This is a genomic window from Amycolatopsis sp. NPDC003861 (assembly GCF_053605405.1).
The window spans coordinates 47910-60734 of sequence record NZ_JBSGJD010000009.1; the positions used below are offsets into that span (position 1 = coordinate 47910).

The following is a 12825-nucleotide window of genomic DNA, read 5'->3' on the forward strand; positions in this document are numbered from 1 at the left end:
GGATCCTCCTGGGTCTAATCGGGTGTGACTTCTTCGACCAGGCACCGGAAGGAGACCCGCCCTGCCTGCAGCGTGGTCCGGATGTCCGGCCGTCCGGCACCGAACTCTTCGTGGCCCAGCAGCGTCGTCCGGTACAGCCCGGCGCAATCGGCTGACGCCGCCCGGAGCGCGGCGTCGGCGGCATTGACGATGTTCGTGGTGAAGCGGGCGCCGGCCAAGGTCGCCGGTTCCGCCACGTCCGGCTCGCCCGGCTCATCGGCGACCGGACGCTCGCGCAGCAGTTCGTGCAGGGAAGGACTTCCCGGGCTGTCGAGTGAGGCCCATACCGCGATGTCGAGGTAGCCGGTAACCGGTCCTCGGTGGACCGGCAGCTCGTTAAGGCGCGGAGCACGAACGTGTTCGGTGCGTTCGAAGTACACCGGTGGCCCGTCCGGGCTTCCGGTCACCACCAGCACATCCAGCCGGGTCCCCGGCTTCGCGGCCACGTCACGCAGGGACACCGCGACGTCGGCCGAAGTCCCGGTTCCGGGACGCCACAGCCACGTCGAGGTCTCCGGTCGCTCATCGACCTCGAAGTGGGCGGTGTCCACCGGCAGCGCGGGCGCGGGAACCAGCTCGAAATCGATCGTGCGCACGCGAAGGCTCCTCCCCGAGGACGGACCGGTCCGGAGCGGCGCCGCCCGGACTCCGTCCTGCTCGAGGACCCGGCTGTCGACGGGTTCGGCCGTCACCAGGACGACGATCGTCTCGGGTCGCGGAACCGTACGGGGGAGCTCGGCGGGCCAGCTCAACGCCACCCCGCGCAGAGCACCGGTCAGGTCGTTGCCGCCGAACGTGTACTGCCCTCCGGGCGGCAGCCGAACGCCGCTGGGAGAGGAGGGGTTCAGGACCGAGATGGCCGACGCGACCCCGATGTCCAGCAAGGACACGTAGATCGGGTCCGGGCTTTCGTTGCGCACCCGGACGTAGATCGGCTGCCCCAGGTGCAGCACGGAACCCGACGTGGACAGGGGCACGGCGCGGCCGGCCTCGACCCGGCCGAATTCGATCGACACCGGCAGGTCCGGTGCTTCCCCCGGCTGCTCGCTGAGACACCGAAGAGCGCGGGCGCGGGCCACCCGGGTCAAATCACGGATGATCCGCCGGACGCCTTCGGAGCCGGCCGGGCGAGGCCGGTGCAGCGGCCCGGATTCGTCGTGCACGACCAGGCCGCCGTCGTCGTCGCGGCCGACCTCGACGGGGGATTCCTCGCCGGGGCGGCCGAGCCGGATCAGTGGTGCGGCCTCGACGGCCCGGGTAAGCGGGGCGAGGCACGGATCCGCGGCCGCCAGCCGGACCGGCATCGCCGGCGTGACCGTGCGCAGCGGGTGGGCCCGCGCCCCGAGCGGCAGCTCCGCGGCTGCCGGCCGCAGGTGACCCCAGGCCGCCGCCGGATCCACCCGGTCGACGCGTACCTCCCCGATCCGCCTCCCGTCCGGACCGGCGGATTCGCCGGGCACGACCACGAACTCGTCGCCGGGCACGACCCCGAGGAGCGCGGCCCCGCTGAGCCGGACCCTGCCGGCCACCATGGCGGCGGGCAACGTCGCGACCGGATCGGACTCGGCGACGTCGAACAGCAGCCGCCGGGCCGGTCCTTCGGCTTCCGGACGCTGGACCGGCAGAAGCGCGAGGACCCGGCGGCGCACCCGGTCGACAACCGTGGCCCAGGAGACCGCGAGCCTGCTGTCCTTCGCCTCGGCGAGGGTCCGGACCAGCACGTCGGTCAGCAGCCCGGTCCGGACGCCGTCGGCGTTGACGTACTCGTACGCGGATTGCTCCGGCGCGCACGCCACGATGCGTACGGCGTCCGGGTTGCCCGGCGGCGTCCACCGGGCGAGCCACGGGTCCTCGCGCCGCAGCCGGTCGAGGTGGGCCGCGAGGTGCTGGTACGGGACCGGCGCCGACCGCGCCTTGACCACCTTTTCCGGGTCGCGGGACATGTGGGCGGCGTGACAGCTGTCGAGCACGACTGTCACGTTCTTCGTCTTCGAGGTCAGCCGGGTGAGCAGGAGCGACAGTTCGAGCGAGGTGATGCCCCGGAAGTCGTGCTCGGTGGACTTGTCGTAGTCGACCGGCTCGATGAACTGGATCGGGGCGCCCTCCGGGGCGATGCTGCGCCCGCCGTGGCCCGAGTAGTACACGAGGGCCGCGTCCTCCACGCAGGTCTCGTCGACGAACCGCGAGTACGCGTCCAGGATTCCGGACCGGGTTGCCTCGCTTCCTGCACAAGTCGTACTGGTGAAGCCCCAGTCGCCCAGCGCCCCGCCCATCGCGGCGACGTCCCGCTCCACGCCGGCCAGCCGGCCGGTCCGCGCGCCGATCAGCAGCGCCCGGCGCCGTCCCGCCGGGCTCACCCGATCTCCTGCGCAGCCGCCTTGAGCGCGGTGCGCCAGGGGTAGTCCGGGGGAACCGCGGCGCGCCGGAAGTCACCGACGGCCTCCGTGGCGCGGCAGAGGCACCGCAGGGCGTGCAGGGCCGCGAGGTCGGCCGGGTCGGCGACGCCGGCCGCGAGCACCGCGTCGACCCGGTCCGCGAATTCGCCCGCGACGCTTTCCAGAGGCTCGCCGAACGGCCGCGCTTCGTCGAGGAACGCGCCGAGGGCCAGCAGCATCGTCGTGGTGGCCGGGTGATCGGCGGGCAGGGCGAGCACCGCCGCCAGCAGGCTTTCGGCGCCGGCGACCGCGTCGGCCCGGTCGCCGTCGTCGTCGAGCCGGTTGCGCAGGTTCAGGGTCACGGCCAGGACGAACCGGTCCACGGCGGCCTCTTCGGCGTCGCTCTCCCCTGATTCGGCGACCATCGTCGCCAGCGCGACCAATTCGTCGACGACGTCGATCTCGAGCCCGGGAGCGTCCGGCAGCAGCAGATCGGCGGCGCGTGCCCAGACCGGCCGATCCGAGTCGGTGGTGCCCAGTTTGCCCGCCAGCGAGCTCCGCAGCCGATCGCTGTCGGTAGGTGCCGGCTCGGGCTTCGTCCGGGGTTGCGGCGAAGCCGACTCCGGCGGCGCCTGTTCCACGACGGCGACGGGACGGTCGATCGGCGCGGTCTCCATGACCGCCCGCATGTCGGCGAAGGAGAAGAACGTTTCCGTCCCCTGGAAAACGGCATTCGTCCCGGAAAGACGGCCGAAGCGCCCCTGGAGCTCCTGCATCTTCGCCATCGCCCCCATCATCGCCTGCAGGTCGAAGCCGGTGCCGCCGACCATGGTCTGCATGATCTCGGCCACCGCCAGCATCGGCTCCACGGTACGCTCGAGGTCGGCGGAGGACGGCCCCTCGGCGAGGACCTGGCGGAAGCAGGCGACCGCGCGGTCGACGTCGGCCTTGACGTCCGCGGGGGCACCGCCGGTCACGAGCTGCATCGCCGCACCCGGCGTCTGGAAGAGCTTGTTCACCTTGAACAAGCTGAGCTGCCCGAGCTGCACCCGGCACATCTCCCGGTGCACCTTGGCGAGGTGCGGCGAGTCCAACGCCTCGCCCAGCACCCGCAGCCCCACGTCCCGGTCCCGGTCGTCTTCGGTGTGCAGGCTGTACCGCGCGCCCAGCAGCCATCCGAGCTGGGCGGTGACCTGCGCGCGAACGCTGTCGCCCTCCTGCAGGTAGCGCAGGCACTCCTGCCAGGCGGCGATCGCGCCGTCGAGGTCCGGTAAGGCCGCCGGGCGGCCGGGGCCCGCCCGCCAGTACTGCTGAGCGAGCTGCTGCGCCAGCCGGACGAGGGGACTCAGTCTGGCCGGGCCGTCCAGGTCCGCCAGCTCGGCGCGAAGCCCGGCGATCGTGTCTCCGGTCAACGGTTCGTCCTTCCGTTCAGTGTCCGAAGTGGATGAAGCCGGCCCAGGCGGCGACCGGCGCGGGTGCACCGCACGGCACGGCCGCAACGAGTTCCGCGGGCATGCCCGCCGGCGGCACCCGGGCGGGATCGAGCATCCACATCTGGGCTTGCCGCAGCGCTTGCCAGGGCGGCAGCCCCTCCCGGCGGCAGTAGTGGTGGAACAGGTACATCATCGACGGCGTCTGCGCGTCCGGGATGCTCCACTGGGTCGACAGCACCGACCGGACACCGCCGGTCAGGAAGGCGGTGCCGAGGCTGTACGCCTCGTCATAGCCGTGCACTGACCGCCCGGTGTGGCAGGCGGCGAGGACCACCAGGCCGACCTGCCGCTCCGGCACGGCGACGAGCAGTTCGAGGATTTCCTCCGCCGACAGCTCGCCGCAGCCCGGTTCGGCCGGATCCGCCGCGGCCAGCAGGAGGAAGGCTTTCGCGTCGTCGAGCCCCGCAGCGAACGAACCGTGGCAGGCGAGGTGGAGCATGGCTCCGGCGCCGGGTCCGCAATCGGTGAGCCACCGGCGGAGCTCATCCGCCGTGCCACGCCCGGACGGGCTGACTGTCCCGTTCGGCCGACGGCCGACGTACCGGGCGCCCCGGTAGAACTCCTGCCGGACCGTGTGTGCCTCGAGCCGGGCGGCGTCGAGGCCGAGGGCGACGTGGCCGGTGTCCGGATCACCGACGACCAGGCCCCCGGCGGACAGCGCAACCGGCGCGCGCGCGGCGTTCTCGCACAGCAGCTGAGCCGAGACAGCCTGCGAGATCGCGGCCAGCTCCACGGCGTGGACACCATCTCGCCGCCGGGCGGCCTGCCACGGGATGCGAGCCAGGTCGCCCATCGGGATCAGCACGATGCGCGGCACAGCACCGTCCGCACGCGGCGTGCGCCCGCCGAGGTACCCGTCCAGCAGTGGGCCCATGGCCGCACGCCAAGCCCAGTCGCACAACGCGTCGAAGCTGCCGGTCAGCGGATCGTCCTCCGGCACGGCCGAGAGGTCGCGGGCCGGGGGGATGTCCTCCGGCTCGGCCGGGAGCGTCACGAGTTCGCGGGACCGGTCGGCCAGGGCGATCAGATACCGTTCGACGCCCTCGTCGTCGTGGACGGACAGCTCCGGCAAGGCCATCCACGCGAGCGGGCCGTCGGCCGGAGCGATGAGCGCGAGACCGGGCAGCGGCGATTCCGCCGGTACCAGGTAGACGAGCGCGTCCGCCTCCAGGTTCGCCAGTGCGGTGCGGATGTCGTCGACGCTCGGCGGGTCCAGCAGGCTGCCCGCCTCGTCGGAAGCCTGGGTGAGCACCGAAAGTACCTCGCGACGGAGCCCGCCGGACTCGGCACCTTCGGTTTCCCAGCGCCGGGCCAGCTCGGCGTGCCCGGCCGCTTCGAGCCGGGCGGGCACCTTCGCGAGTTCGGTCGCCGCGAACAGCATCAGACCCCGGCAGGTGTCCAAGGCACGCAACGCGGCCACGAGGTTGTCGGCGTTCAGGCAACGGCGTGCCAGGCTGATGGCACCGTCGGCGGCATCGCGGACCGCGATCTTCGCGCCGGCCGCGTCGGACTCCAGCAGGGCACGCCAGGCGTAGCTGCGCTGCGCGAGCAGGCCGGTTTCCCCCACGTCGTAGTGGTGCCCGTTGCGCTCCCGGACCGCGCCGAGCAGTTCGTTCGCCATGACCCAGTGCGGGTGCTGCGGGCCGCCGAGCCGGTCACACGCTCCGCGCAGCAGCTCCTCCGCCTCATCCAGACCATCGGTGTTCGCGGCCACCTCGGACCGCCGGAACAGGCCGAGGGCGACGGACAAACGACAGAACGCCTGCTCCGGGTGCTCGGGCGGCAGCAGTTCCAGTGCCTGCCGGTAGTGGCCGATGGCGAGGTCGATCCGGCCGAGGTCGGTTTCCCGGCCGGCCCGCAGGTAGGCGCCGCCCAGCGCGAGGTGGGTCAGGGCCCGGTCGTGCGCAGCGGCGTCGGGCCGGTCGGCCAGCTCCCGCAGCCGGTCGAGCTGTTCCTCCGTCATCTCCTCGCCGGCCCCACCGAGCAGGGCGCGCAACGGTTCCATGCGGGTCACCGTGTCGATCATCGTCTGCTGGACGAGATCCTGACCCGACAGCTGCTGGGCCGACTGCCGGCTCGCCTCGAACCACTTCAGCGTCTCGGCGTGGTCACCGCGCTGGTTGGCGGCGAAGGCCCGGCTCATGGGTTCGAGCATGCCCAGCAGCGACGCGAACTCCGGCCGGTCCCGCAGCTGCTCGATGTGGGCCGCCAGTTCGTCGGGCACGCGGCGGACCACGCTCTCGTTGCCGTCGTTCACCGCGCGCATGAACCCCGACATCGTCCGCAGCACGCCGAGAACCGGGGCCATTTCCGGGTTGTCCCCGGCGAGGTCGCCAAGGGCGCCGAGTTCGTCGTCGAGGGGCGTCAGATCGGTCAGCTCCCCCTGCATCCCGGCGTGCAGGAGCGCGCTCATCCGGGCCAGGGCCCGCGTTTGCGTCCACTGCGGGTCGGTGGGCGGGTCGGCTTCCGCCAGCCGCAGCAGGTCACCGGCGGAGGCGGCGTATTCGGTCGCCGCCCCGTTGCTCGCATGGGTCGCGCGGAACAACGCCATGAGCATCGCGGCGGCGATCCGGGCGCGTTCGGGGTGGTCCGTGGGCAGCTGCGCCAGGCGGGCAGTCGCCTCGGCGACCTCGGCCGCGGCACACCGGCCGGTGAGCGCCCGGATCACCGTGGCTTGGCACCGCATCACGACGGCGTTCTCTGCGAGCGTCCCCGTCACCGCAGCACTCCCGCTCCGGCTTCCCCCGGCCAGATCGCCACGGCGGTCCGGTCGTCGTCGTGCGACCGCCGGGCGAAGTCGACGTGCGCGGCGAACGCGAGCGGCTCGGGCGGACGCCGCCAGTTCGCGGCGAGGAACCTTCCGACCGGGCCGGTCCCGTCGTCGAGGGGGTCCGCCACCCCGTCGCTGACGAGCACCAGCACGTCGGTGGGCGCGAGGTGCGTCCGGACGACCGGCGGCGGGTGCTCGGGCAGGTACGGGAGCGCGGCGGTGGCCGAGGAAGCCACGGTGGCCCCCTGGTTCTTGACCGGGTGCTGTGGCTCCCAGCGGACACCCGAGCGCAGCACCCAGGCCGAGGTGTCGCCGTGGGCCAGCAGGTGAACCGGATGGCCGTCGAGAGCCGGGCGCATGTCGACGACCGCGAACAGGACGGTGGTCGCGAGGGCCTGGGCCACCTCCGGCGCGTCCGGGTCGACGACGCGGGGCTGCGCGGCCACCTGCAGCTGGCGGCGGCCCGCGTTGATCACCTTCGTGGCGAGCACCCGCAGGACGTGCGCCCAGTCCAGCGCTTCGGGGTCCGTCGTCTCCAGCAGCTTGGCGACCAGGTGGCAGCCGTGCCGGGTGACGACGTTCGCGGCCAGGTGCGACAGCGGGCGGCTCGACATGCCGTCCGCGACCGCCGCGACCACGAACCGGCCGTCGCACCGGAAGGCGTAGGCGTCCTGGCGGACCTTGCCGGCGAACCGGTGGGCACGGCCACGGGTGCTGGCCGCGCGCAGCACCATCGGCGGCCGTCCCTCGGCGCTGTTCAGCAGCAAGCCGTCGAGCACCGTGTCGCGCTGGTCCCAGTGGTCCGGATCCGGATAGGACGGCGCGGTGGCCGCCCGGCCGGGGTCGCCGACGGCGAACGGCGTGATCCGGAACTCGCCGCGCCACGCCGGGGCCGGCGGCCCGGTGACCGGTTCGGCCGTCCGCGGCAGGACGTCCTCCGGCGAGTGCGCCGCCGCGGTCGTGCCCGCTGTCCCGTCCATTTCGGACATCACACGAAGTCGTCGTCGGCGGTGTGCGCGGTGACCCCGGCAGGCAAGTCCTCCTTGTCGGGCAGTTTGATCCCCGATTCTCCGTGGGACAGGCTGCGCCCGGACTCGAGCACGCTCGAGATCATGATCTCGGCCATGGCGGTGATCGCCCTGGCGGCGTCCTCCCCCTTTTCCATCAGGTACATCTGCATCTGCTTCCCGCCGGTCGACGGGTGGATCAAGGACTGCAGGACGCGCGCGTCGGCGTCGTCCACACCGAACGCGATGACGTTCGGGTAAGCCTTGTCCCCGACGAGCTCGGCGAAGGCCGCCTGCCACTCGGCCTGCGGGTCGGTCGGTGCGCCGTCCGACAGGAAGAACACCGCGGGCCGGTGCACCTTGAAGCCGTCCCCCTTCAGCTGCTTGATGTTCGCCGCGACCGTCGAACGCAACAGCCGGAAGGCGGCGACGTACGACGTGCCACCACGCGGCTTGACGACCGGCATCGACAGGCTCGGATCCAGGACGTCGCACAGCGGTAGCTGCACCTGGGCGTCGTCGGCGAAGTCCACGAGCCCGATCCGGACCTTGTCCGAGAGGATCGGGTTCTGCGCGAGGGCGTCCCTGACCTGGACGATGATCCGGTTGGCGGAGTCGATCTTCTTGCCCGACATCGAATAGGACGCGTCGATGACGATGTAGAACGGCAGCAACTTGGCGCCGTGCGCTTCCATGGTGGTGTTCCTTTCGCGATCAGGAGTGCGGGACGGCGGTGCCGTTGCGCGGCACCGGGTTCGGCGGCGCACCGGCGTCGGCCTTGAACTGCCGGTAGGTCTGGCTCGTGCTCACCCGGTGCCGCCCGGCACCGGGCGCAGCCGCCGGCGGCTTCAGCGGCCCCAGTGGCACGGTCACGGCAACGGGTTGCGTGGCGGGCGGTGGTGGCGTGGCGGCCGGTTCCGGCTCCCCGGAATGCACTCGGTACCACCGCTTGAGCTCCTCGTCGCTGCGGCTCTTCGCGATCCGGCCCCAGGTTTCGATCGCCGCCTTGGCGATCTGCGCCTGCTGGTCCACCAGCTGTTTGTTGGCCAGCTTCGCCTGCTGGAGCTGCTGGTCCTGGAGGTCCTGTTCGATCTCCAGCGTCAGGTCGGTGCGGCCGCCGGCCCGCTTCTCGAGGGTCTTCTCCTCCTTGGCCAGCAGCTTGTCGTACAAGGTCGGCTCTCCGACGAGCGACAGGAGCTTGACCACCACCGGCAGCACTTCGATCAGCAGGAAGAGCAACGCCAGGGCCAGCTTGGCCAGCTGCATCTGCGAACTGCCCTCGGTCAGCCGGTCGAGCGCCTCCATCCGGGCGAGCAGGCCGTCGTTGCCGAGTTCGCCGCGGTCGAGCCGGCCCTGGGCTTCGGTGCGCGCCTTCTTGCGCTCCTCGAGCCGGGGCACGAGGGTCGAGAGCTCGGCCGCGGCGGCCTTCGCGTTCGAGGCGGCCCCGCCGGCGATCTTGTCCTGCGCCCGTTTCTTGGCGTCGTTCAGCTGCGAGTTGGCCGTGTCCAGGTCGCCTTTCGCCTGGTCCGCTTTCGCCTTGGCCTGCAGGTACGCCTGGCCGACTCCGGGTTCGTGGGTACCGCAGCTGCCCACCAGCTCGCACTGGGCTTCGCCCGCGGCCTTGTCATACGCCTGCTGGGCTGCGGTCACTCGCTGCTGCGCGGCGACGACGTCGGTGTCCCCGCTGACGCTGGGCTGGCTCTGTCCCGAAGCGACGGCCTGGAGTTCGTCGACCTTCTTCTGTGTCGTGTCGATGTCGGCGAACTGCCGGTTCAGCTTTTCCTGCGCGGCGATCAGGTTGTCCGAGTGCATCACCTGGATCTCGTTGGCGATCTCCGGTTCGAAGATCCGCAGCACGAGAGGCATCGAGACGACCGAGCCGATCACGACGGCGAGCAGCAGCCGCGGCACCGCCGCCCCCAGGTTGCGCAGCCAGCCGGACTGGCGCCGGATGTTGACGATCAGCATCCGGTCGAGGTTCAGGATGACGGCCGCCCAGAGCACGCCGGCCAACGCCGCCACCGCCGGGGGCAGCTTCAGCGTGCTGATGAGCGCGAACGCGCCGGACACGCCGGCGACCCCGGCGGTGGTCAGCAGCACACCGCCCATCGCGGAGTACTTGATCCGGTCGGTCTTCGCCTTGGCGAGCACGTCCGGCTGGGCTCCCGCCAGGCGGGCCAGTGGGTAGCGGAGGCGCCGCGCCGGACGGCGCGCGGGGCTGGTCATGGGTGCACTTCCTGGTCGGCGTGGTCGTCGACGGATTCGTGATCGGCGAAGAACGCCGTGAGGTCGAGCGGCACCGCGGACAGGCCGGCCCCGAAGAGCGGCGGCGGGGCCGGCAGCGCGACGGGTTCGAGGGGCGCCGGCGTTTCCGGCGCCGCCCACGCATCGACGGCGTTGGCCATCGGCGGCAGCGGCACGGGGGTGCCGCGGGGGAACTCCGGGAGCACCCGGCTCACGGGTGGCAGCTGCGCCGGGCTCAGCCGGGGCAGGTCCAGCTGGGGCATCGGCACCGGCAGGTCGTGGAACGACGGGACGTCGAAGACGGCGACCGGGTCGGTCAGCACCGAAGCCTCACCCAGCTGGTTGCGCGCGGTCACCGTGATCCGGCCGGTGCGGGCGGGGTGGAGGACGATCGTGCCCGTCCCGGCGGCGCCCGGCACCGAGGTGCCGGGAACACCGGGACCGGTCGCCTCGACCGTCGTGGCCTCCTCGGCCGACCAGGTGATCGTGAGCGGCTCGCCGGCCGCGACGATGGTCCGGTCGAGGTCGACCCGCTCGAGGGTCGGCGGCGTGAGCGACTCGCCGAGCGCGCGGCGCAGGTAGCGGTGCCACTCCTCGGCGGAGGGCCGGTCGGCGGGATCGCCGCGCAGCGCCGTCGTGAGCAGCTTCAAGCCGTGGACGTCGAGCACGCCGCGGGCCTGGTTCGGGTCGCGGTTGATCGAGCTGTTGTGGTCCGGGGTCAGGCAGCGCAGCACGAAGAGCCCGAGCTTGTAGAGGTCGGTCGCCCGGGTCAGCACCTCGCTGCCCTCCGGCGGATCCCAGTCCGGCGCGTTGAGCTGCGGTGCCACTTCGCCCACCCGCCGGACGGCGTCGCAGTCGACGAACATCACCGTCGGGTCGGCACCGAGGCGGAACACCGCGTTGCGCGCGTTGATGTCGCCGAACGCCACACTCAGCTCGCCGTGGAGGAACGCGAGCGTGGCGGCGAAGTCACGGCAGATCGTCAGCCGCTCCTCGGGGGTCGGGGTCGGCGTGCCGAGGCGCACCGCGAGGTCGGGCGCGATGAAGAGGAACTGGACTTCGCGCGGCTTGGTCCCGACAGCGCCGCTCGGCAGCCGGAGCTTGTCCATGAAGGAGTCCGGGATCCGGCGCAGGACCAGGCCCAGGAGCGTGCCGTCGCCGTCGACGACCTGCCGTACCGGCCAGGTGGTCGACGCGTCGAGGCGGTGGAGCTTGGCGGGGTCGGCCAGGAGCCGCGACCGCAGGCTGATGATCTTGCCCATCCCCTGCGGCGGTGCCTTGCCGGGTTTGTACTGCTTGTAGACCAGCGGGCCGGAAACGTCGGGCAGGCTCAGCCGCGGTGCGTCGTAGATGTGCGCCTGCCCACCGGAGCCCAGCTTGGCGCCCAGCTTGCCGAGCGCGCGAAGGGGCAGGTCGATGTCCGGTGCTCCGGCGGGCGTCACCAAAGGACACCGCCCACGAAGACGCCGAGGACCAGTCCCAGCAGCAGGACCGCGATCAGGACGACGCGGCTGCCCCGTGCCGGAACGGGCACACCGGCGCGAGAGAGGATCCGCACGACGCGGCCTGGCTCGGACGACGCCGGCGGTTCGGCCGCCTCCTGCTCGGCCAGCCACCGGCCGGCCAGCACGTCCACCAGCTCGAAGCCGAAACCGCCACGCGCGACGGCACGCACGACGTCGGTGGCTCGCGAATCCGCGGCGAGCCGGCGCGCGTCGTCGCGAGCGGCCGCGGTCTCCCGGCCCGGGCGGGTCGCACCGAACGCCACCGCGGCGACCCGGTCGAAGATGGCGTCGCGAAGCTCCGCGGGCACGCGCCGCCGGATGGCCGCGATCGCCCAGCCCTGGTTCTCCAGCGCCCTGCGGACGTCGTCGCGGTCGTCGATTCCGGCGGTCTCGTACTCCAGCTCCACCAGTGCGCCGTCGACGGCCCGCACGTCGCGGGCGGTGACCAGGACGCGGACGAGCTCGGTCCACCGCGCGAAGGTCAGCGTGGACCGGAGTATCGGGTCCGGAGCCGGCGCCGAAGGGACCGCCGCTGCCACGGGCACGGGTGCGGGCGGCGCCAGCACAGCGGGCATCACGGCGGCAACCGGCGGCTCGACGCCGTATTCATAGCGGTAGACCAGCGCATTTGCCCGGTATTCGTTGTGCGGGCTCGCCCCTTGGCCGCGCTGCAGGTCTATGACGATCGTTCCCGTCGTTCCGGCCGGCTCCGGCGGCGACTCGAAGAATGTGATATCGAGGCCACCGTTCACCACACCGTCGTCATGGGTGGCGAAAGTCCACCTGCGCGGCGGCAACTCGGGCGCGGCGATTTCGCGCAAAGCCCACAGGATTGCGACCCGGTCGCTTGGTGGGCATCCGACGAAACCGATCGGGCCGTCCGGCGCTTGCAGCAGCCAGGCGAGCGAATGCGCGAGCAGGTCGGCCTGCGCCAGCGCGCGGGCCCGAAACTGCTCGGGCGCATCCGGTTCCCGCAGTTCACCGGCCAGCAGCGACGGCAGCCGCCGGTCGGCGGGTGTCCCGGCCGGACGGTCCTCCCAGTTCGCGGTGGACAGTGCCAGTTCCGCGGTCACCGTGTTCTCGTCACCCAGCAACGCGTGCGTTTCGACGACACCGGGCCGCTGCGGGTCCCAGGTCCGGTACAGGACAGCGGCGAACCCTCCGGGAAAGACCACGTAGCTCAACGCGGACACCGGCGTCGACGGGCTGATCGTCTCGGCGAAACTCAGGTGCGGCTGCACGAGACCGAGCCACCCGGCTTCCGCTTCCGGCCCGTCGAGCGAAGACGCCACCACCGAAACCGCACCGTCGGCGGTGACCTGGAACAGCGCCTGCGCCACCGCGGTCGCGACCGCTTCGGTGCTCGTCATCAGTGTCCTCCGGACGGGTTCG

Annotated in this window: 8 protein-coding genes; all 8 read right to left on the reverse strand. The window is 72.2% G+C overall.

The genetic code is table 11. The annotated features are described in order from the left end of the window. Positions 1–14: 14 nt before the first annotated feature. Genes ACWEVN_RS04525 through ACWEVN_RS04560 form a run of 8 tightly spaced genes read right to left on the reverse strand, consistent with a single transcriptional unit; the run spans position 15 to position 12803 of the window. Entirely contained in the window at positions 15–2396 is a 2382-nt protein-coding gene (locus tag ACWEVN_RS04525; RefSeq protein ID WP_452050258.1) for a caspase family protein, read from the reverse strand. After that, positions 2393–3826 carry a hypothetical protein gene (locus ACWEVN_RS04530; protein WP_452050259.1) on the reverse strand — a complete coding sequence of 478 codons (1434 nt, stop codon included), beginning with the start codon at positions 3824–3826 and terminating at the stop codon, positions 2393–2395. Before ACWEVN_RS04530 ends, ACWEVN_RS04525 begins: the two co-directional genes overlap by 4 nt. Positions 3827–3842: 16 nt before the next feature. After that, positions 3843–6626: a CHAT domain-containing protein gene (locus ACWEVN_RS04535; protein ID WP_452050260.1), complete on the reverse strand. Its 2784-nt coding sequence runs from the start codon at positions 6624–6626 to the stop codon at positions 3843–3845. Continuing rightward, entirely contained in the window at positions 6623–7657 is a 1035-nt protein-coding gene (locus tag ACWEVN_RS04540; protein ID WP_452050261.1) for a protein phosphatase 2C domain-containing protein, read from the reverse strand. Before ACWEVN_RS04540 ends, ACWEVN_RS04535 begins: the two co-directional genes overlap by 4 nt. 8 nt (positions 7658–7665) lie before the next feature. Beyond that, entirely contained in the window at positions 7666–8379 is a 714-nt protein-coding gene (locus ACWEVN_RS04545) for a vWA domain-containing protein (RefSeq protein WP_449681376.1), read from the reverse strand. A gap of 19 nt (positions 8380–8398) precedes the next feature. Next, complete coding sequence (locus ACWEVN_RS04550) at positions 8399–9910, reverse strand: DUF4407 domain-containing protein (RefSeq protein WP_452050262.1); 1512 nt, start codon at positions 9908–9910, stop codon at positions 8399–8401. Beyond that, positions 9907–11370 carry a hypothetical protein gene (locus ACWEVN_RS04555; RefSeq protein WP_449681378.1) on the reverse strand — a complete coding sequence of 488 codons (1464 nt, stop codon included), beginning with the start codon at positions 11368–11370 and terminating at the stop codon, positions 9907–9909. The genes ACWEVN_RS04550 and ACWEVN_RS04555 overlap by 4 nt, the downstream gene beginning before the upstream one ends. Further along, positions 11367–12803 carry a hypothetical protein gene (locus ACWEVN_RS04560; RefSeq protein ID WP_452050263.1) on the reverse strand — a complete coding sequence of 479 codons (1437 nt, stop codon included), beginning with the start codon at positions 12801–12803 and terminating at the stop codon, positions 11367–11369. The genes ACWEVN_RS04555 and ACWEVN_RS04560 overlap by 4 nt, the downstream gene beginning before the upstream one ends. Positions 12804–12825 lie beyond the last annotated feature (22 nt).